The organism is Catenisphaera adipataccumulans, from assembly GCF_014202755.1.
Taxonomy (GTDB): domain Bacteria; phylum Bacillota_I; class Bacilli_A; order Erysipelotrichales; family Erysipelotrichaceae; genus Catenisphaera; species Catenisphaera adipataccumulans.
Genome location: NZ_JACHHK010000005.1, coordinates 89,312 through 110,046, shown reverse-complemented (window position 1 = coordinate 110,046; position 20,735 = coordinate 89,312). Strand labels below are relative to the sequence as shown.

General features: G+C 48.0%; 24 protein-coding genes. 5 read left to right on the top strand and 19 right to left on the bottom strand.

From position 1 onward, the window contains the following. Window positions 1-8 precede the first annotated feature (8 nt). The 8 genes from HNQ47_RS07395 to nudC form a co-directional block, all read right to left on the bottom strand. Window positions 9-587, bottom strand: a complete 579-nt coding sequence (locus HNQ47_RS07395) for a histidine phosphatase family protein (protein ID WP_183328756.1) — start codon at window positions 585-587, stop codon at window positions 9-11. Then, the gene (locus HNQ47_RS07390; protein ID WP_183328755.1) at window positions 587-1,171 is read right to left on the bottom strand and encodes a histidine phosphatase family protein; all 585 of its coding nucleotides are present in this window, start codon (window positions 1,169-1,171) and stop codon (window positions 587-589) included. Before HNQ47_RS07390 ends, HNQ47_RS07395 begins: the two co-directional genes overlap by 1 nt. 73 nt (window positions 1,172-1,244) lie before the next feature. Continuing rightward, on the bottom strand, window positions 1,245-2,165 hold the full coding sequence (locus tag HNQ47_RS07385) for a transketolase family protein (RefSeq protein WP_183328754.1): 921 nt from the start codon (window positions 2,163-2,165) through the stop codon (window positions 1,245-1,247). Beyond that, the gene (locus HNQ47_RS07380; RefSeq protein ID WP_183328753.1) at window positions 2,165-2,983 is read right to left on the bottom strand and encodes a transketolase; all 819 of its coding nucleotides are present in this window, start codon (window positions 2,981-2,983) and stop codon (window positions 2,165-2,167) included. Before HNQ47_RS07380 ends, HNQ47_RS07385 begins: the two co-directional genes overlap by 1 nt. A gap of 91 nt (window positions 2,984-3,074) precedes the next feature. After that, the gene (locus HNQ47_RS07375) at window positions 3,075-3,545 is read right to left on the bottom strand and encodes a helix-turn-helix domain-containing protein (protein WP_183328752.1); all 471 of its coding nucleotides are present in this window, start codon (window positions 3,543-3,545) and stop codon (window positions 3,075-3,077) included. Window positions 3,546-3,583: 38 nt separating this feature from the next. Further along, on the bottom strand, window positions 3,584-4,048 hold the full coding sequence (locus HNQ47_RS07370; protein ID WP_183328751.1) for a helix-turn-helix transcriptional regulator: 465 nt from the start codon (window positions 4,046-4,048) through the stop codon (window positions 3,584-3,586). 79 nt (window positions 4,049-4,127) lie between these two features. Then, window positions 4,128-4,946 (bottom strand): hypothetical protein, encoded by an 819-nt coding sequence (locus tag HNQ47_RS07365; RefSeq protein WP_183328750.1) that lies wholly within the window; start codon window positions 4,944-4,946, stop codon window positions 4,128-4,130. 12 nt (window positions 4,947-4,958) lie between these two features. Then, window positions 4,959-5,765, bottom strand: a complete 807-nt coding sequence (nudC, locus tag HNQ47_RS07360) for an NAD(+) diphosphatase (protein WP_183328749.1) — start codon at window positions 5,763-5,765, stop codon at window positions 4,959-4,961. A 62-nt stretch (window positions 5,766-5,827) separates the two neighbouring features. On the opposite strand from nudC, the gene HNQ47_RS07355 reads away from it, so the two are divergent. Next, window positions 5,828-6,169 carry an SseB family protein gene (locus HNQ47_RS07355; RefSeq protein ID WP_183328748.1) on the top strand — a complete coding sequence of 114 codons (342 nt, stop codon included), beginning with the start codon at window positions 5,828-5,830 and terminating at the stop codon, window positions 6,167-6,169. 15 nt (window positions 6,170-6,184) lie between these two features. Here the strand turns inward: HNQ47_RS07355 and HNQ47_RS07350 are convergent, their stop codons facing one another. Further along, a complete protein-coding gene (locus HNQ47_RS07350; RefSeq protein ID WP_183328747.1) occupies window positions 6,185-7,804 on the bottom strand; it encodes a putative manganese-dependent inorganic diphosphatase in 1,620 nt (539 codons plus the stop codon). Window positions 7,805-7,929: 125 nt separating this feature from the next. Here HNQ47_RS07350 and HNQ47_RS07345 point away from each other — a divergent pair, with 125 nt between their 5' ends. Continuing rightward, the gene (locus HNQ47_RS07345) at window positions 7,930-9,114 is read left to right on the top strand and encodes an acetyl-CoA C-acetyltransferase (RefSeq protein WP_183328746.1); all 1,185 of its coding nucleotides are present in this window, start codon (window positions 7,930-7,932) and stop codon (window positions 9,112-9,114) included. A 34-nt stretch (window positions 9,115-9,148) separates the two neighbouring features. Here HNQ47_RS07345 and HNQ47_RS07340 read toward each other — a convergent pair whose 3' ends face one another. From HNQ47_RS07340 to HNQ47_RS07320, 5 genes are read right to left on the bottom strand one after another with little or no spacing between them, the layout of a single operon-like run. Beyond that, window positions 9,149-10,321 (bottom strand): phosphopentomutase, encoded by a 1,173-nt coding sequence (locus HNQ47_RS07340; protein ID WP_183328745.1) that lies wholly within the window; start codon window positions 10,319-10,321, stop codon window positions 9,149-9,151. Continuing rightward, entirely contained in the window at window positions 10,318-10,890 is a 573-nt protein-coding gene (locus HNQ47_RS07335; protein WP_183328744.1) for a GNAT family N-acetyltransferase, read from the bottom strand. Before HNQ47_RS07335 ends, HNQ47_RS07340 begins: the two co-directional genes overlap by 4 nt. Further along, window positions 10,883-11,935, bottom strand: a complete 1,053-nt coding sequence (locus tag HNQ47_RS07330; RefSeq protein ID WP_183328743.1) for an aconitase family protein — start codon at window positions 11,933-11,935, stop codon at window positions 10,883-10,885. Before HNQ47_RS07330 ends, HNQ47_RS07335 begins: the two co-directional genes overlap by 8 nt. Continuing rightward, complete coding sequence (locus HNQ47_RS07325) at window positions 11,928-12,314, bottom strand: 3-isopropylmalate dehydratase small subunit (protein ID WP_183328742.1); 387 nt, start codon at window positions 12,312-12,314, stop codon at window positions 11,928-11,930. Before HNQ47_RS07325 ends, HNQ47_RS07330 begins: the two co-directional genes overlap by 8 nt. Continuing rightward, window positions 12,311-13,339 (bottom strand): aconitase family protein, encoded by a 1,029-nt coding sequence (locus HNQ47_RS07320; protein ID WP_183328741.1) that lies wholly within the window; start codon window positions 13,337-13,339, stop codon window positions 12,311-12,313. Before HNQ47_RS07320 ends, HNQ47_RS07325 begins: the two co-directional genes overlap by 4 nt. A gap of 181 nt (window positions 13,340-13,520) precedes the next feature. Between HNQ47_RS07320 and HNQ47_RS07315 the strand changes: the two genes are divergently transcribed. Continuing rightward, on the top strand, window positions 13,521-14,132 hold the full coding sequence (locus tag HNQ47_RS07315; RefSeq protein WP_183328740.1) for a hypothetical protein: 612 nt from the start codon (window positions 13,521-13,523) through the stop codon (window positions 14,130-14,132). 161 nt (window positions 14,133-14,293) lie between these two features. Next, the gene (locus tag HNQ47_RS07310; RefSeq protein WP_183328739.1) at window positions 14,294-15,982 is read left to right on the top strand and encodes an ammonium transporter; all 1,689 of its coding nucleotides are present in this window, start codon (window positions 14,294-14,296) and stop codon (window positions 15,980-15,982) included. A 77-nt stretch (window positions 15,983-16,059) separates the two neighbouring features. Here HNQ47_RS07310 and HNQ47_RS07305 read toward each other — a convergent pair whose 3' ends face one another. The 4 genes from HNQ47_RS07305 to HNQ47_RS07290 form a co-directional block, all read right to left on the bottom strand. Further along, window positions 16,060-16,950, bottom strand: a complete 891-nt coding sequence (locus HNQ47_RS07305) for a DNA/RNA non-specific endonuclease (RefSeq protein WP_183328738.1) — start codon at window positions 16,948-16,950, stop codon at window positions 16,060-16,062. After that, a complete protein-coding gene (locus HNQ47_RS07300) occupies window positions 16,919-17,599 on the bottom strand; it encodes a DUF975 family protein (RefSeq protein WP_183328737.1) in 681 nt (226 codons plus the stop codon). Before HNQ47_RS07300 ends, HNQ47_RS07305 begins: the two co-directional genes overlap by 32 nt. 77 nt (window positions 17,600-17,676) lie before the next feature. Next, a complete protein-coding gene (locus HNQ47_RS07295; protein WP_183328736.1) occupies window positions 17,677-18,564 on the bottom strand; it encodes a fructosamine kinase family protein in 888 nt (295 codons plus the stop codon). Next, a complete protein-coding gene (locus HNQ47_RS07290) occupies window positions 18,548-19,432 on the bottom strand; it encodes a YihY/virulence factor BrkB family protein (protein WP_183328735.1) in 885 nt (294 codons plus the stop codon). The genes HNQ47_RS07295 and HNQ47_RS07290 overlap by 17 nt, the downstream gene beginning before the upstream one ends. 83 nt (window positions 19,433-19,515) lie before the next feature. Between HNQ47_RS07290 and HNQ47_RS07285 the strand changes: the two genes are divergently transcribed. After that, window positions 19,516-19,995: a hypothetical protein gene (locus HNQ47_RS07285; protein ID WP_183328734.1), complete on the top strand. Its 480-nt coding sequence runs from the start codon at window positions 19,516-19,518 to the stop codon at window positions 19,993-19,995. A 9-nt stretch (window positions 19,996-20,004) separates the two neighbouring features. Here HNQ47_RS07285 and HNQ47_RS07280 read toward each other — a convergent pair whose 3' ends face one another. Next, entirely contained in the window at window positions 20,005-20,691 is a 687-nt protein-coding gene (locus tag HNQ47_RS07280; protein ID WP_183328733.1) for an alpha/beta hydrolase, read from the bottom strand. Between the last annotated feature and the right edge of the window lie 44 nt (window positions 20,692-20,735).

Sequence of the window (20,735 nt, the reverse complement as noted above, 5' to 3'; positions counted from 1 at the left end):
ACAGAGAACTAGTCATGTTCCCTGTATTTTGTCGATGGTAATGCGCGCAGATGAAACGTGCCGTCATCCAGATCTAAGAGCGTCACGCTGCAGTTCGGAATGAGGATATCCGGGCTTGGTCCGCGCTGGAAAGTCGGATCCAGATATTGGATCGTCCGGCAGATCACCGAGCCATGACTGACGACCAATACGTTGCCTTCAACCGCAATTTGTTTCAACGTTTCCATGAAGCGGATCCGTGCTTGGGTGCGGTCCTCCCCGTTACAATAGGCATAGCCGATCCAGTCGTGTTCCTTTTTGGTCTCCAAGTCAGACGGATCTCCTTCCAGATCCCCAAAATACAATTCCCGCAGACCTTTGTAGTAGTGGGGCGTCAGATCCGGACGGATATAATGGAGCGTATCCATGGCACGTTCACTGGTCGAACTGGCCGCAAACGCAAACGGAATATCTTTCAGTCCGTTATGCAGCGCTTTAGCATAAGCGATGCCTTGTTCCGTCAGCGGTGAATCACACCAGCCTTGAAATAAATGTTTTTCATTGAATAATGTCCGGCCGTGGCGGACCAAATAGAATGTAGTATGCATTACGCCTCCCGCATCGATGCATCCGGCATCGTTTCTAATGTAAAGGTATTCTGTTCGTACAATACTTTGGTGACGGAACAGTTCGGCACCAGAACGCCGGGAAACTCCTCGCTTTCCCGCAGCTCCGTGCTCAAGGTCCGTAAGAATTCCAGTATGACCGCGCCGTGGCTGACGATCAGGATATTTCCATCGACTGCGATCTGCCGCAGCGTTTTTTCAAAGCGCCGTTCGGCCGTTTTGGGAGTCTCTCCGCCGTAGGCTTCATATCCTTCCCGCAGCAGTTTTCCTTCCGGAAACGCTTTGATCAGCGGATCACCTTCCAAGGTCCCGAAGCTTACTTCCTTCAGACCTTTGAGATACTCGGTAGGAAAGCGATGATCCGCAATGATTTCCAACGTATCCATCGCGCGTTCGCTGGTCGAAGAGGCACCCAGCTTAAACGGAATCGTGCGCAGATGATCACGCAGATGTCCGGCCTGGATCACTCCTTCTTTTGTCAGCGGCGAATCGCTGGAACCTTGGATAAGTTTTTTATCATTAAACAATGTCCGGCCATGCCGGATGATATAGAATTGTGTTCTCATACTCTCTTTATACTCAAACCGTTATCTATTGTCAAAAAAAAGCGTAAATCCGCAGATTTACGCTTTCTTGTCATTATAACTTCTGAATGAATTCTGCAATATGCGCAGCATCCAGTCCATATGCATCCAACAAGGCTGCCGGTGTGCCGCTTTGACCGAACTCATCTTTGACACCCATCATGTACTGCGGGCAGCGTTCTTTCTGATCGGCCAGGACTTCCGCAACGGCTCCGCCCAGTCCGCCGATCACATTGTGTTCTTCCACTGTCACGATCGCATCATGGGTCTTGGCTGTTTCGATGATCAAGTCTTTATCAATTGGTTTGATCGTATTGATGTTGATGACGGTCGGATCGAAATCCAACTGTTCAGCGGCCTTCAATGCTTCCTGGACCATCATGCCAGTTGCGATGATCGCAACTTTGGCACCTTTCTTCATAACGATTCCTTTGCCGAATTCATACTTATATGTATCCGGATCGTTTACCGTGTCAACGGCCAGACGTCCTAAACGGACATAGCACGGTCCGTCGATGTCGGCTACGGCCTTAACGATTGCTCTGGCTTCGACACCGTCGCACGGCTGGAATACTTTCATATTCGGCAGCGCACGCATCAGGGCGATGTCTTCCAGACTTTGGTGGCTGGCACCGTCTTCGCCGACGGTCAGTCCGGCATGCGTTGCGCAGACTTTTACGTTTAAATTCGGATAGCAGATACTGTTGCGGATCTGATCGTAAGCACGGCCAGTTGCGAATACCGCAAAGGCCGATGCATACGGGATCTTATGGCTGGCTGCCATACCAGCGGCAACGGCCATCATGTTTCCTTCGGCGATTCCCATGTCAAAGTGACGCTCCGGGCATACTTTCTTCGCTTCAGCGGTTTTTGTACTGCCGGCCAGGTCAGCGTCCAGCACAACTACGTTTTCGTTTTCCTGTACCAGCTCGGCCAATGCTTTTCCGTATGCGGCTCTGGTTGCTTCTTTTGCCATTATTCGTCGCCTCCCAAATCTTTCATTGCTTGTTTGAACTGCTCTTCATTCGGAGCTTTGCCATGCCATCCGGCCTGGTCTTCCATAAAGCTGACGCCTTTGCCCTTTACCGTGTTCCATAAAATGACAGCCGGTTTACGCTTAACGCTCAGGGCGTAATCAAAGGCATTCTTGATTGCTTCGAAATCGTGTCCATTCGCTTTGACGACTTCAAATCCGAATCCTTCGAATTTTTTATCCAATGGATATACATTCATGACTTTTTCCACTTCACCATCGATCTGCAGATGGTTGCAGTCGACCATGAAAGTAATGTTGTCCAGTTTATAGTGGCTGGCGGCCATAGCAGCTTCCCAAACTTCGCCTTCCTGGCATTCGCCGTCGCCCAACAATGTGAAGATATGATGCTTGTTGCCGTCCAATTTATTGGCCATCGCCATACCCACTGCCGTGGATACGCCCTGTCCCAGAGAACCCGTCGACATATCAACAGCTTCGATGTAGTTCATGTTCGGATGCCCCTGCAGCTTGCTTCCGAATTTACGGAACGTCGTGATATCTTCCTGCGGGATAAATCCCTTTTCGGCCAGCACACTGTAATAGCCCGGTGTGATATGGCCTTTACTTAAAACAAAACGGTCGCGGTCGATGCTTCCGACATTTTCTGCGTTGATGTCCATGACTTCAAAGTAAAGATAAGTCAATATATCGGCAGACGAAAGGCTTCCGCCCGGATGTCCACTTTGTGCCGAATATACGGCGCGAATCGCATTCTGACGTACGTGATTCGCATGTTTTTTCAGCTCTTCTACGTTCATATTTTGTCTCCTTTTCCAGTCTCAGCTATGAGTATCATACATCACTTTCAAAGGCAGGTAAATATACGCTCCCTATTTTGCAAAACTTTTCCTATGGTGTGAAATTTTTCCCATTTTTGATGATTCTTTCTGGATTTTGTTTCCGGAACAAAGCCTCTGCTTCTTCCCATTTCAAATGCAAAGAAAGCTCTGTTTCAGGCTTTTGATCGGTAAAATCATAGAAAAACGGAAATCCGTCAAATATGGTATAAAGAACATAAACTTCGGCAGACGGACGGGAACCTTTGAGACGTTCATACAACGTCGGATAGCCTAAAATGATCTGCTCCTGATCCGTGATCTGCATCGCATCAAACAACGCCTGCCACGTCGCATCCGAGCCGCCTCGCTGTCCGCCGGCTATTTTCATCAATGTTTGATAATGAAGACCGCTGGCACGGGAAACATCCCGCCAGCTCATGTCCCGGCCGTGCATCAGCCAGCGCAGAACATCCAGTCGGTTGATCGCTCCATAATAAACATTCCACTGCTGAATCATACGATCGATACTTTCAAGTTCCATATCCTGCTCCTCATACTGAATGCATATATTATACACTCTTATTGAGAAACCGGTAAAGGATGTTCCAACTCGAAAAGCTGTTTCGCTTCCTGCAGATCCATATGCAGGATCATGCCCTGCTGATCAAAGGTGCCGTCCAGACGATAATCACACGCATAAAGAAAGGCACCATATGGCTGACATAATACCGATACCGGGACGGACGGCCCTTGTTTCTTGATGTCCGCATTGAGCCGCTCAACGATTCGATCGTGTTCGATCATACAGCGCTCGACATAACCAAGCTGCAGGACCGCCATTATTTTATCCCAAGTCTGCGCCGTCCCTTTGCGTTTTCTTTGCAGGACATTCACGATCGTCTGATAATGAAGGCCGCTGGCTTCGGAAATTTGTTCGATGGTGATTTTCTTGGTATTCATGAACCAGCGGATCACCTTTATCCTCGCAGCCGGATCGGGGATCATGGCAGTCAGTTCTTCATTCGTGAGGTAAGTATTGCTCATAATTTTCCTCCGGGTATATTGTGTATACACATTATAATACTATTTCTGCCGATAAAAAAACAGAGCGCTTCATAGCGCTCTAAAATCCTTTTTCCAACTGTCGTTTATACCAGAGGGTCCCGCCGTTTTTCAGCACAAACGCACGATGTTTTTCCGCTTTGACTGAATCATTCATATCATGTGCGATCAAAGCCAAGTGATAATTTCGTTTCACTTCATTGAGCATCGTGCCGGAATAAGACTCACTGCGCATATATTTTGAATACAGCTTTTTATAACTGTGTTCCGCTTCCAGATTCATCAGATCCCAGTATTCGAGGATCTCATAATACAAATGCTGCCAGCGTCCGTATAAATGAGTCTGGTCTCCCAGGGGACGAAGGATCGCAATATGTTCGGACATTGCCTGACGGTCCCGTTCATGATGAGCGATCTTACAAGACAGGATCTCTGCCAAAGCGCGGTCAAAATCCGTACGTTCGTATTTTCGCATGATCTGGATCACGGTTTTTACTTCTTCGAACCGGCCGTCATAATACAAAGCAGAGGCTACATTATATAAGTACGGGCTCCAACGGTGAAACGACGCAATATTACAAATTGCGGCATAAAGTGAAAGCGCACGCGCCGGCTCACATTTCTGTGTCAGGACACGTTCGATCCGTTCATTCACTGCTGTGCGGATGATAAAGTATACGGCTAAGGCCACAAAGAACACCACAAGAATATCCAGACGGAAAGCAGGATGCTGGATGACGGAATAAAAATAAACGATCAGCACTGCCAGTGCGAACAGGCGCAGGATCTGCAGAAAGATCCAGTAGCGGCGCACAAAATGCTCATCCTTTGGATCGATGACGATCTTAATTTGCGAGGATACATCTTGAAATGGTTTCATGGTTTTATTTTATCATATCTCCTGACCGTTCTTAAAGGCCAGGATCATTTCTCTGGTCAGGCTCAGATGATCCGGTGCATCATCGATTTCGCTGCGCGGAATAAAACGAGCTTTAGCCAGTTCGTCTTCTTCCAATGTGATATTCGTACCGCCGTCTAAATCCGCAAAATATCCCATCAGGATATTAGAATCAAAGCCCCATGGCTGTGACTTGTAGTAACGGATGTTCTTCACTTTTAATCCGACTTCTTCCATGACTTCCCGACGAACGGTATCTTCCGCTGTCTCACCGATCTCACAGAACCCGGCAATCAGCGCATGGCCTTTATAGCGACGGCCCGCATACCGCGTCATCAGGATCGCGTCATGATGGATCACACCCACAATGACCGCCGGTGCGATCGTCGGATAGACAATATTGCCGCAAGATGGACAGACCATGGCACGTTCGATCTTCGAGTGTTCCATTTTTTCGCCGCAGCATCCGCAGTATCGGTTCTTTGAATACCATGTATATAAATGATAGGCAGTAATTGCCGCAAAGCACAGCGGTTTGGGATCTGCCTGGCGCAGAACATGGATATCGATCCATTCAAAACCGGCGACTTCCTGCGTTTGACCTAAAAAGAAATTCGTGCCGTCGATCTGAAATAAATAACGGGCCGGTCCTTTGACCATGGAATAAAACGGGACATGAAAAGCAGGTGTCTGCGATGCCATGATCCTGCGCCCGTCAAACAGAAAAATGACATCCGTATCTTTTGGTTCTTTGATCTTGAATTCGTTATGAAAACGATGTGGTTGAATATCTTGTATCATAATTTTATGATACACCGTATAATAGGAACGTAAAGGAGAAATTTATGGATCCAATCTAAGAAATGTTAGGGATCTTCATCGAAAAACAAGATGAAGAATCGGTTGTGAATTTTTTGGAAACCTTGCTTTCGCATACGGTCTTTATTCCGGTTTTTAAGGACGGCAAACCGGATATTCTGGCCGATATGGACGGCGAACGTTTCTACCCGGTCTTTACGCAAATTGAAGAAGCCCAGGATGAATATGTCGATGTCCAGTGGGAAGAACTGCCGTTTCCGGATGTGCTGGATCGTCTGGAAAACATCGAAACTGTGGATGCGGTCGTGGTCAATCCATTTACTGAAAATGTTCGGCTGCCCGAAGAATTGATCCGTGGTCTGCGGGAACAAATAAAGACGATGTGAATCCACATCGTCTTTTTAAATATGCCGCGCGAAGACATCGGTCAGGCCTGGTACGATTTGATTTTTACGGGACAGGACACCAGAAACGATCTCGCCTTCCGGATAAATCTCCTCGGCCCAGTCTTTGTGTTTGCCGCGGATGAAGAATTTAGAGCCGCCGTCGGTGATGCTCGTAAATGCAGCGACAAATAAATCAAAATTAGATCGTTCAAAGGTCCGGTCGCAGGCTTCCCTGATTTCATCGCCTTTGCCTTTCATCGCATCGAATTCATATACAATGATCTGACTGATGCCCACATGCAGATCCTCGATCTCATAAATCTTCAGATCCGAGCGCAGCAGATCCATCATGTTTTTATCCGAAATATCGGTGCTGACACTGAACATCTCTTTGGCAAATTCATCGATATTCAAGCCGGCGATCTGGGCCAGTACATTGGCCATGAAAATATCTTTCTGCGTGGTCGTCGGTGAACGGAACTTCAACGTATCGGATAAGATCGCCCCTAACATCAAGCCGGCGATCCGTTTCGGGATCACGATTTGTTTTTCCTGGAACATGCCCGCAATGATCGTGCATGTACTGCCGACAATTTCATTGCGGAACGAAACCGGACGGGTCGTGGAAAAATCGCTGATGCGGTGGTGATCGATCACTTCCATCAGTTCAGCTTTCTCGATGGCGCGCACCGATTGTGAAAATTCGTTGTGATCGACTAAAATAATGTTCTTGTTCCGGCTGTTCATGATATGGTAGCGGCTGACATAACCGACCAGGCATTCGTTTTCGTCCAGGACCGGATAGGTGCGGTATCGTGTCTTCGCCATGGCTTTGGAGACATCTTCCGCCAGTTCCCAATAATGGAAAGAAACAATTTTCTTTTTCATGACCAGACGGACCGACGGAGCAAAATACAAATAACGGGACGTATTCATACTGCCATGTCCGGAAATGATCAACGGACAGTGGTATTTCTTTGCCGCTTCGATCACTTCCGGCGCAATGCTTTGGGTCCAGACGACGATCAGGATCCCGGCACCTTTTTTGATCAATTCGATCTGTGCCTCGCTGTCATCGCCGACGATCACGATGCGGTCATGGATCTCATAATGTTCCAGTTTGGATTTGGTCAGCGCAATGATGCTGACTTTACCGTTGATATGATAATCGGGATCATCATAAACCAGCGTGCCGTCAATGGTTTTACTGATGGCGGCCGCCGTTGTTTCTTTCAAAAGGTCGATGCTCAAACTGGTATCGCCTACGCCGACCGAGGTCAGATCCTGGACCGTGACCATACCTTCGAGCTTGCCGTTTTCATCTGTGACACCGATGTAGGCGTGCTCGCTTTCTTCCATGATATGCAGAGCTTCGTAGATCGTAGTATTCGGCGAAATGTGGATCGGATCATCCAACTCGATATCTGCCAGTGTGATCCGCGCATCTTTCAGATGATACGGCGGAACGAAATCGAAACGTTTCAATAAATAGGCTGATTCGGCATTCAGTTCGCCCAAGCGGCAGGCAACGCAGTCGCTGCCGGTCTGCTGTTTCAAATAGGAATAACTGATCGCAGCGGCGATGGAATCCGTGTCCGGATGCCGGTGTCCGGTTACATATATTGTCTTATTCATATATTCATCCTTTTCTTCTATTTAATCATTATACAAAAAAATTTCTCTTTTGTTCTTTATTTTTCCTATAAACATGTTATAATTTTCACAAGTGAGTGGAGATCACTGAAGGAGACTAGAAAAAAATGGCAAAAAAAGTAGTTTTGGCGGGCGCTTGCCGTACCGCTATCGGTAAAATGGGCGGAGAACTGAGTACCGTTCCAGCTGCCGAATTAGGATCGATCGTTATCAAAGAAGCATTGAACCGCGCCGGCGTTCCTGCCGACAAGGTCAGCGAAGTATTGATGGGCTGCGTTATCCAGGCCGGTCAGGGCCAGAACGTCGCACGTCAGGCTTCCATCAAAGCTGGTTTGCCGGTTGAAGTTCCGGCTGTTACCATCAACGTTGTCTGCGGTTCTGGTTTGAACTGCGTCAACATGGCTGCCGACATGATCATTGCCGGTGATGCCGATATCGTTGTCGCCGGCGGTACCGAAAATATGTCGATGGCACCGTATGCTGCGATGAACGCACGTTTCGGTTATCGGATGAACAACGGTGTATTCGTTGATACCATGATCAAAGATGCATTGTGGGATGCGTTCAACGATTATCACATGATCCGTACAGCTGATAATGTAGCGAAAAAATGGGGCCTGACGCGTGAAGAACTGGATGAGTTCTCTGTAAAATCTCAGGCAAAAGCAGCGGCTGCCATGGAAGCAGGAAAATTTAAAGACGAAATCGTTCCGGTCACTGTTAAGAAACGGAAATCAACAGAAGTTGTCGATACGGATGAAGGTCCGCGTCCAGGCACAAATATGGAAGGTTTGGCACGTCTGCGTACGATCAATGCGGATGGTGTTACAACGGCCGGCAATGCTTCCGGTATCAACGACGGCGCTGCAGCAGTTGTCGTCATGAGCGAAGAAAAAGCCAAAGAATTAGGCGTTAAGCCGATGGCAACCTGGATCTCCGGTGCTTTGGCCGGTGTAGATCCAGCCATCATGGGTGTCGGTCCGGTTGCTGCAACGCGCAAAGTCATGGCAAAAACAGGATTCACGATTGATGATTTCGATCTGTATGAAGCCAACGAAGCATTTGCCGCTCAGTCGGTCGCTGTTCGTAAAGAACTGGGCTTCGATGAAAGCAAGCTGAACGTCAACGGCGGTGCCATCGCTCTGGGTCACCCGGTTGGTGCCAGCGGCTGCCGTATCCTGGTAACCTTGCTGCATGAAATGCAGAAGCGTGATTCCAAACGTGGTTTGGCTACGCTGTGCATCGGCGGCGGTATGGGATGCGCTACGATCGTTGAAAAATACGAAGGATAAACAAATGAAAACGGACGTTTCAACGTCCGTTTTTTTATATCAATTCGGATAATCTTGAGCGGCCAAGCCAATGGCGGTCAGCGATACCAAAGTTTTCGGCGATCGTCTGCCCGATATCCGCAAAGGATCTTCCGTCCGGCAGCACGCCGGATTTTTTCATATCCGGACTATACATCAGACACGGCACCAGTTCCCGTGTATGGTCGGTCCCGCTGTAGGTCGGGTCGTTGCCATGATCCGCACAAACAATCAGCAGATCATCGTTTCGCATGCCTTCGATAAATTGCTTCAGCTTTTTGTCAAATGTCTCCAGCTCATTTTTATAGCCTGCCGGATTTCTGCGATGTCCCCATTTGGCATCGAAATCCACCAGGTTGGTAAAGCACAGCCCAGTAAAATCTATATCCAAAAACGATGTGGTCTGTTCCATTCCATGGACACTGCTTTCCGAATGCAGCGTCTGAGTCAGACCTCTGCCGGAAAAAATATCATGGATCTTGCCGATGCCGATCACATCATAATGATCCTCTTTCAAAGCATCCAGCACGGTATCCTGCGGCGGCTGCAGTGCATAATCCCGGCGATTGGCCGTACGTACGAATTCTCCTCTTTTCTTGCCGACATACGGCCGAGCGATCACGCGGCCGACGCGCCATTCCGGCTTCATCGTGATCTGCCGTGCGATTTCGCAGCACCGATACAATTCATCCAATCCAAAGGTATCTTCATTGCCGCAAATCTGCAGCACACTGTCCGCCGAAGTGTAGACGATCATGTGACCAGTCGCAATCTCTTCTTCCCCGAGTTCATCGAGGATAGCCGTTCCGCTGGCCGCCTTATTACCGATGACCTTACGGCCAGTTTGTTTTTCCAATTCATGGATCAGTTCCGGCGGGAAACCATGTTCCGTAAATGTGATCGGTGCCTGCGTCGTCAGCAGGCCCATGATCTCCCAATGACCGGTCAATGTATCTTTGGCGTTGCTTGCTTCCTGCAGACGGCAGGCGTATCCCATGGTCTGTGTGCGGTCCACATGATCCAATTGTCCCAGTCCCAGCGCATAGAGCGTCGGCACATCCAGCCCCTGCTGGCTTTGATAAATGTGCAGGAACGTGTTGGCGCCTGCATCTTTGAACCGTTCTGCTTCTGGGTCCTGTCCGATCCCGAATGAATCCACGACGATCGTAAAAATACGGCGGTATCTCATGCGGGGACCTTCTCTCGTAATATCTTCGTGGCGATCTCCCAGTTGGCGTGATTCTGCTCTTCGGTGCAGCCTTGATACGCGCCGAGGTACGGCGTAAAGCCCAGCCTTGAATATAATGCGACGGCACCGTAACTATTGGTCTGTGTCACCACATATAGCGGATATTTGCCTGGTGCTTCATCGTATCTGACCGATAACTTACAGATCATCGCCTGCGCGATTCCTTTGTGCTGGTGATCTTCCCGCACGGCAACATCATGCAGACGCAGACGTTCCGGTCCAAAATGTGTTCCCGGCCAAAGTCCGGCCGATCCCACGAGATTTCCCTGCGTATCGGCTACGAATAGAAACCGCTCGATCGACGGCACAAAAGTCTGCCAGGCGGCCCAGGCATCGGCTGGATCTTTAAATAGGCCGACGCTGCACTGCAGATCGATCCATGCTTTTTCCAGCGTTGGATCATAGGACTGATAATGATAACCTTCCGGCAGCTGCCGTTCGGTCAAATGCCGGCGCGGGATGATCATGATCAACGGCCGATATTCCACACTTGGATCAAGTCTAGTCATGTTCTGCCTCCTTTAATACGCCGGCTGCGGCACTTTCGACCGCTGTATAGACCGAAGCCGTATATCCTGTTTCAGACCAGGAAGTCGAAAGCACGGTTTCTGTTCCCGTCGGAAGCTTTCGTTCCGTCGGCGGCAGGATCAGCACGCCGGCCTTGACTAACTTCTGCACGTCGCCGTTCTGCAGCGCCTGTCGATAGACCGCACGGGAAACCGGCGTGATAAAACATTTCACCTGCGGATGGACCGATCGTCCGGCAAATGCTTCAGCCGCAGTACGAAAGTCTTCCTCGTCCGCCAAACCAATAGATCCGATCTGGACACGATCGATCGGTGTATTCATTTCTTTTTCAAATTCGGTCCGAACACCGTTTTTATACAGTACAGGTTCGATCGCATCAACTGCGGTCATTCGCCCGCGGCTATGTCCATCCGTAAAAAAACACGAATGTATTTTATATTCGCTCAGCCGGTAGGCCAATTCCCTGCGCTGATCCGCATTGAGCGCATCGGCGCCGTCTCCAAAAATTTCCACGCTTTGATTTTCTGTTAAATGCGATGCGATCGCCTCGGCTGCATCCCATGGGCCGATTTGTTTGGGAAGCGGTTCAGGCAGTTCTACGCCGATCGTCTGCGGCAGCCGGATCCACAGCTCGCCGGCTGTCAGGACATAGGCCATTTCCCGCGGCGTCACCGGCATCACAAACGCACCTGGCACATCGTACATCGGTGCATGCGCGTCACACATCACCGCGACCATGCCCGGCTTGATCTGCAGATGGGGATCTAACGGCCCTTGATAGATATGCGAAATATGATAAGGGCGCAGAGCATCCAAATTTGCCGCTTCCCATGGGTCGTCATAGACTAGTACACGATCGGCATCAAATAAATACTTGCAGTTCATCGCTTTTAAGAATGGTTCGATCTGCGAAAAATCACGGCCGCAGAAAATACACAATGACGGCTGGATCATCGTGAAACTGCCGACCCGCACCGGCTTTCCCGTATGACTGCGGAACAACGATCCGCCAACGTTCTCACGCATGACCATCGCCTGCCTTTCGGGCATGACCGATCAGACCGCCGTCTGCGATCAAAGCGCACATCCAATCCGGCCATTTCGGCAATGAATAGGTCCGGTCATTGACTTTGATCTTATCATTGATTTCCAGCTCTGCATTCTGTCCATCCTGAAACGTTACGGCCTGACGCAGTTCAATCGGAAAGATCCCCAGATCAACACAATTTCGGAAAGCTCCGGCACTGAATCCGGCGGCCAGAATATAGCGAACGCCTTGATCATACAGCCAGGTCAGATCTTCTTCTTTTTCGATCCCAAAGTGATCCGTCGTTAAGATGGCATGCGGCCGAATGGCGGCCGGCAGAATATTGTTCTGCATGATTTGGATGATTCCTGATTTCATTCTTTCTCTCCTATACAACCTCGCAAAGCACAGAATATCGCAATCTGCGTAGATGCCAAGATCACATTGCGGCGATCCTGAATATCATTGGATACGATACACCGCATCGTGTCCTGATGCGGAATTTGTTCAAAATCATAACATGGCGGCAGGATCGTCGCACCGGCTTGTTCCAGAACAGCCAGATAGCCAGCCTGTGCTGCTTGCTCATAAATCGTCTGACTGGCCGGTGCCACATACAGCTGCGTATGCAGCGATACTTTCAGGCCGCGCATGTTCTTGGCAGCCAGCTCAAGATCCGTCAGCGTGCCGCCGTATGTTCCGCCGATGTAGACAAGATCGACATCCTGCTTTTTCATCGCATACACTTCTTTTAATGACGGCGTCACAGCCATTGAAATCGTATCCGATACATCGTAGCCCAATTCTTTCTTAACGACCTTATCCTTGGTGATGACGGCACTCAGCGCAATATGCGAAAGCATGCCGCACAATTCCATTTTATCTTCTTCTGTCAGTACGGAAAGGCTCTTGCCGCGCAGAAACAAAATAGAATGTGAAAAATCCAGATCCCCCATTTTCGCTATGATGCACAAGGCCAGATCTTTAGCGCTGACAAATTCCGGCAGTTCGTTCACAAAGTGGATCTCCTGGATCTGCGCATCCGGAAATTCGATCGTTCCAGATGCGGCCGACTGGCGGAATTGTTCCGGGCTGACGGTCAGCCCCATACAGCCAAAACCGCCGATCTGACCGATTTCCGGATCACAGCTGATGACCACAGATCCGGAAGAAAGCTTTTGTTCCCGCAGGATATGAGCCGTCTTGCCCTGGCCGTATGTATAGTGTTCAGTTGGTACTTTTTTCAGTCGTTCCTGTATCGTTTGTATCGTTTCGTCCGATGCCGGTACATGTTGGTCGATGATGATATGAAGCGGAAAAACCGCCGTCGTATCGATCAGGGAAGCGCATGCTTCGGTATCGTTCAGAATACCGGCATCAACGGTAAAAGTTAATTCGTTCATTTTATTCGCTCCTTGGTTTCATGATAACGTGATTTAGTTCTAAACGCAAAAAAATGCCGTTTCTGTAACATAATCGATGGTGTTCAGCACTGCCTAAATAATAAGCATGCTTAATGAAAAAATACCGTGGATTTTTCTGTGAGATTTGTTTATATTAATAAGACAGAAAGAAGAGATAAAAATGAAATTTTCCGATATTGATTTTAATGCCCTGTCTGAAATGATGAACAATATGAGCGACGAAGAAAAAGAGTCACTGAACCAAATGGCAGATTCTATGATGCAGGACTATCAGAATAAACAAAATGCTGAAACGGAGCCCGAAGAAGAAACCGATTTTTATGATTTTCTGCAGATCGATGAAACAGAGTACGCCGATCTGCCCGGAAACATTCTGGATGAAATCGAAGCAGCCGTTGATTTTGAGACCTTTTATGAAGAGACAACCGATCTGGATTTTTCTGCCTCCGTCCTGTTTTATGCCAAAGCTGTCCTGAACCTTCTGCGCACCTATCAATATGATGCGCTCGCTATTTCAGCCCCGGTGCAGACCACCACGCTGCTGACCTATCTGAATGCGCTGACGGACGAGAAGATCCATGCCTTGGCAGATGCCGGAACAGCTGCGCCGCAGGATCTGGCGGCGGAAGTGAATTTACTGCGGCAATTGTATATTTTGCTCAACCGGGCGGAGCATGATTCGGTATCCTATGAGGAGCTGCAGGCGATCAAAGAAGAACTTTTTGCGAAAAAAGGACTTCTGAATCTTGTAAATGTAATCCAAAAGGAGTAGTTTTCTGAAAATAAATAATTCATTTTCATTATCTTTCAGAAAATATTTGACATTGTTTCATCCGCGCCCTATAATGAGGCCATAAACATTCAAGCAAAGGTGCTTTCATTGAGATGAAAGCGCCTTTTTTGATGTTTCATCTGAAAGGAAGGGAAATATGTATGCAAGCTGAGATTTTATCTCAAGTCTTCGGGATCTGGTATTTGATCGGTGCCGCATTGGTCTTCTTTATGCAAGCCGGATTTGCCATGGTCGAAGCTGGATTTACCCGTGCAAAAAACACTGGTAATATCTTAATGAAAAACCTGATGGATTTCTGTTTGGGAACAGTCGCTTTCTTGATCGTCGGCTATAGTTTCTTAATGGGCCAGGATGTCGGCGGATTGATTGGATGGGGCGAAAACCCATTGTTCAACTTTGCCGGAACCGATTGGTCATCCTTTGTATTCAACTTGGTCTTCTGTGCTACCGCTGCAACGATTGTCTCCGGTGCGATGGCCGAGCGTACAAAATTCTTATCTTACTGTATTTACAGTTTTGTGATCAGTTTGGTTGTTTATCCGATCGAGGCCCACTGGGTCTGGGGCGGCGGCTTCCTGTCGCAGATGGGATTTCATGACTTTGCCGGATCGGCCTGCATCCACTACGTCGGCGGCTTGACCGCATTGATCGGTGCATGGATGGAAGGTCCGCGGATCGGCAAATTCAATAAAGATGGATCTCCAAATGGTATTCCAGGACATAACTTGACAGCTGGTGCCTTAGGCTGTTTCATCTTATGGTTCGGTTGGTACGGATTCAACGGTGCCGCAGCAGTGAACAGCACACAGTTATCGACGATCTTCGGAACAACGACCGTTGCCCCGGCAGTCGCAACTGTTACGGTCATGATCATTACTTGGATCAAATATGGTAAACCAGATGTTGGTATGTGCCTGAATGGTTCGCTGGCTGGTTTGGTTGCGATCACCGCTGGCTGTGATGCGGTCGATATGCTTGGTGCCTTTATTATCGGTATCTTAGCTGGCTTCACAGTCGTATTTGGTGTATGGCTGCTGGATTACAAGCTGAAAGTCGACGATCCAGTCGGTGCGGTTGCCGTTCATATGTGCAATGGTATCCTGGGTACGCTCTGTGTTGGATTGTTTGCCTGCGGAACCGATACGATGCCGCAAGCGCAAGGTCTGTTCTACGGCGGCGGTGCACACTTGTTAGGTGTCCAGATCATTGGTCTGCTTTGCATCGGTGCATGGACTGCAGTAACAATGTTTATCTCATTTAAATTGATCGATAAAACCGTTGGATTACGTGTTGATCCAGAAGCTGAACTGGTTGGTTTGGATCGTACCGAACATGGTTTGGAATCGGCTTACGCAGGATTCGCATTCAACGAATCGTATACTGGTGCCGATACGGGCGTCATGGTCGACACGGCTCCGGAAGTTTCAATGGAAAAAGCCGTTCCGACAAAGGACGAAAGCACGCATACAGGTATTTCCAAAGTTGTTATTATTACGAAGCCTGAAAAGCTCGATGCTTTAAAGGCTGCCATGGACCGCATTGGCATCATGGGTATGACGGTTACACAAGTCATGGGCTGCGGTGTCCAGAAAGGACAGACAACCTACTATCGTGGTGCTAAGGTCATGATGAACTTATTACCTAAGTTAAAAGCAGAGATCGTTGTCCACGATGTACCAGTTGAACTGGTTGTGAACACGGCTCGTAAGGCTTTATATACCGGACATATGGGCGATGGTAAAGTCTTCGTTTACGATGTACAGAATGTCGTTCGTATTTCTTCCGGTGACCAAGGAAGTGATGCTTTGAAATATAATGAAGCAAAATAATTGTTCATAAAAAACTCCATATTCAGTTATCTTAATGATTCCTCGTGAAAAGGCGCCCTGAACAAGGACGCCTTTTCTTATGGATCGCAGTTTTGACACGGACGGTAGCCTTGCGCAATGGCATCCGCCCGTGTACCGTTATAATATTCTTTATTCTTTTCCGACATCAACGAAACGCTCCGGCATTCCGGGCGATGAAAGACGCCGGTATTTTTATTTAAAATATACGCATAGGTCTTATCCTGGTCCGCATCCGGTGCAGCAGCTGTTTCCTGTGCTTGTGCCTGGCTGTCGCCCGTCGCATAATCGATATCGATGCCTGGCTGCACATTGTAGCAATAGACATCAAACTGCAGACCGGAACCATGGTCTTCTACGGACTGGGCCTCCATTTCCACGCCGCTGGCGACCAGGTTGTCACCAATAAAGATCGGGGTCACCCGATAGGCCACATGCTGCTCCGTGGCTTCCACAAAGTCAGCGATCTGGTTTTCAAACGGCAGCATTCCATCGACATTCATATAACGTGTGCCGGTGATCAAATTGCGGGCATTGGCATTCTCGCCGCACAGCTGGTAGCCGATCAAATGACAGCGGTTGTACAAATATTTCCCATCAATATTGTCATACTTGACCAGGTGCCAGCCGGATGGCTTGATCATACCGATGCTTTTGCGCTTGGCTGTGGGCATTAAGTCCAGTCCAATATCGGCTAAAGCGGCCTGGCAGCGTCCTTCTTCATCCAGCGGTTTAAATTTTTTATAGGACGACTTTTTCAGTTCACTTTTTTTAAAAGAAGGAACATTATTATCCACTTCAACGGAAGCACTGCCGGTATAGGCCGGAATACCTTCGGGCTGTTCATTATACGCATAAATCGGCTGCCTGAGGCAGCCGAATATACAAACAACAGCAAATAGAACAGCGCCGAATTGTTTAAACCGCAATCGGTGCAGTTGCCGGATCAATTCCTTTTTCTTCCTTCACCGCTAGATAAAATTCTGTATAAGTTGAATCCATATACGGGTTCGCATAGAAAATTCCGACTATGCCGCCGGTAATGAGTTCCAGCAAAAGCCAGCCAATAAAGCTCAGATCCAGCATGAACAGGCGTCCTTTATTGTCTTTCATCATGTCCTCCGACATTTTCAAGGCATCATGTGCATAGATATGCGGATTTTCAGCTAAAATGTACGGCACCATCCGGTATGCATACATTTTGATCAGGCCTGGTACGACCAGCAGCAGGCACCACAGGAATGTAAAGATCGTTCGCAGCAGCATCGTCCAGACGATGTTCCAATAGTCGGTCTTGAATGCCATCACGATCAAATTGACCCGCGCATTCTTTTCCCGGTTTTCCAAATAGAACTTCTTGCCGCCGACCAACAGCGGTCTTAACAATAAAACTCCAGCAATAAACGCTACAGCCGTCGGGATCTGCAGGATCTGAATGTCCTCTGTAATGTCGGTCCCGTTTAAACTGTAGCTGGCATTGTCTGTAAACAGATAAATCGTATCCGTCAGCAGTACAACCAGACTGGCCAATACCGCCGGCCAGTAATTTCGTTTGAAATTTGCCTTCGCTTTGGATTTCATTTCTTCGCGAGTATGCATAATTTCCCTCCTTAAACGCATTTCTTAATTAAATTATATCGAAACTCGATTTCAAATACAATTCATTTAACAAATACTTAACTTTTTAAATATTGATGTACAATTCTATTTACTTGCGGTACATAACCATACCCAAACAAATGAACATGATTGAGCAGATGATATAAATTATACAAATTCCGGCGTTTTTCATACCCTTCCTGCATGAGCCCGTATTTTCGGTAGGCCCGATAAAACTCGCTTGGAAACCCGCCGAACAGCTCTGTCATCGCAATATCCGCCTCGGCATGACCGACATATGTCGCCGGATCGATCAGCCAGGCCTTGCCGTCCGGTCCGGTCATGAAATTGCCGGCCCAAAGATCACCATGCAGCAGCGAAGGTTTGATTGGCTCTACGAGAAATTCTGACACCCGGCCGGCCAGTTCATACAACTGGCGCAGTTCTTTTTCGTCAAAATAATCCTTTGTCCGTTCGATCATCGGCAGCAGACGCTGTGAGCGGAAAAATTCGATCCATGAATCACAAGGCTGATTGACCTGCGGTGTTGAACCAATAAAATTATCCGTTGGAAAACCAAACCCGGTAATCAATGCTTCCGTCGGCGCCTTGTGCATATCGGCCAGTTCACGGGCAAATACATCCCAAAAACCCGGGATCCGCCTTGCGCCGTCCAGACATTCCATCAACAAAAAAGCATGAATGCCGTCCGTTCCATATCCGAATAGTTTCGGGATCTGGATCGTATGGGTCTGCCGCATGGCTTCCAGCCCGCGGATCTCCGTTTCAAAAAACGGCAGGCAGGACTTCCGGTTTTGTTTCATAAATAAGGATGTACCGTCTTCAAAATGCAGAACATACGCTTCATTGATATCGCCGCCGCCGACCCGGCTTTGTGAAGACAGCGGCGAGGCCGGATGAACAGCCTGAAGCGCGGCTGCCAATGAATCATATCTCTCGGCCATTTCTTCTCACTCCCCTGCGATTGCGGAATAGTTTTCGTTTTAAGTTAAACAACCCGTAGTAAAATATATCTTCAAAATAGTAATTGATGAATGCCCCGACCAACATCAGATAAATACACCAATAGATCCACATCATTCCAATGATCGTCACGGCCAGACTGCCGTAATAAGCGCTGTAGGTCGTGGCATCCACGAACAAGGAAAAAAACGCGGTCAAAATGATCCACGCGATCATCGTAAAGACCGCACCTGGTACCTGAAGCAAGTAATCATGCCGTTCATTGGGAACCAGCTTATAGATCAGCGTAACGATCAGAATACCGGCGATCATGATGATCAGGTAACGGAATTGATAAGCGATCATGAAACCAAAGCGCAGCTTGGATAAGTTCTCAGACATCAGGTCGATGATCAGATTACCAAAGACCATCAGCACGAACATGGCTATAAACAACAAGATCAGCAGGAACGTATACAGCGTGGCCAGAAAGCGCAAGTAAAAATAGTTCTTTGTCTCTTTGATGCCGTAGATCATATTCAAACCATAAATCAGCGCCAGCATGCTGCGTGAACAGGACCAGATCAGAACAACGACCGTAGCCGGCAGCAAGGTGTTGGACGAGATCTGAAAGGCTTCGTTGATGATTCGTTCGACCAGCTCATTCGATTCCAGCGGCGGAATATATGACAGCAGATCCATGATCAGCGACTTGGTCAGTCCTGCTGCGGTAAAAGCACTGGAAAATAAGATCAGCAGCGGTACGATCGACAGCAGCAGAAAGAACGCAGTACTAGAGGCATACGTTCCAATGGAACGCTGATTGAATTTTTCGATGATATCTTTGATCACATAGCGCCAGACACTCATAATTCTCTCCTGCTTTCTTACAGTATACCAAAGTTTGAAACGACTGTGATATAATCAAAAATGAATATTGTGAGGAGAGGCCTATGAAAATAAAACTGAGATCTTTGGCTGTGTGGACGATCTGTCTGTTCATGGCACTCGGAACAGCCGGCTGTTCGAAGAAAACAGCTCTTTCGCCGTCTGAATTCCGCAAAGCCATGGAAAAGGAAGATTACAGCATTACCGATAAAACCGAAGAAACAACGACACAAGCCCATGCGATCAGTGTTTTGGTGGCAGCGAATTCAAATAAAGATTACCAAATCGAATATTATCAATTTGAATCTTCCGATGCCTGCATCGATGTCTACGATCGTATGGTCTCCAAAATCGAGGATCAGTATCCGTCCGGCAAAAACAAGAAAAAGAATTCGGTCAGCGCCCAGAATTCGGCCCATTTTTCCTTGACTGTTAATAATTTGTACATGTATGTGTCCCGCATTGACGATACATTGATCTACTGCGGCACATATAAGAAAAATAAAAATAAAGCCATGAAAACAATCGAAAATCTCGGTTATTAAAAAAACCGGTCAATGACCGGTTAATAACCATTGGATACCTTTGACCAGCCGCCCGTCGGGATCTTGAAAATGATTGCCCGGATTCAGTTCAAAGGTCGTATGGATCTTTTGTTTCTTAAATTCTTCATAAATTGCCTGCGTGCAGTCCTGTACCGTTTTCATATATGGATTGCGCGTTTTCTTTTCGGTATCGCCCAAAGAAAAGTACACCGCTTCCGGCTCTCCTTTCCGGTCATGCGTCTGCACATATTCTTGAAATCCCGGATACCACAAGGACCCGGAGACCGAAGCGATCCGGTCAAATACATCGACCCGGTATAAGGAATAGACCGCAAACAGTCCAGCCAGCGAATAACCTGCCAGACCGCGCCAGCACGCATGTCCGGGAACGTATTGTTCCGCTGCCTGCATGACTTGATCGAACAGAAACCGAATGTACGCATCGGCACCGCCGGTATACGGAGCATCGTTTTTCATGACCGGAGGAATTTCCCACGGTGACATGTCCCGGTTCCAGTCGTCGGAACAGATCACGATCAATGAACAAGGCAGATCGCCGTCTTTCTTCAGACGCTCATACACTCCTTGTCCGTCCCCCTGAAATTCATTTAAATAAATGACAGGCCGGTCTGCTTGTGCACATGGATAAATGGTCACCGACTGTCCGTTGATCATCAATTTATTTTTTTCTGCCATTGCGATCACCCCATCCTTTCATTCCATCATACCGAATCCCGACC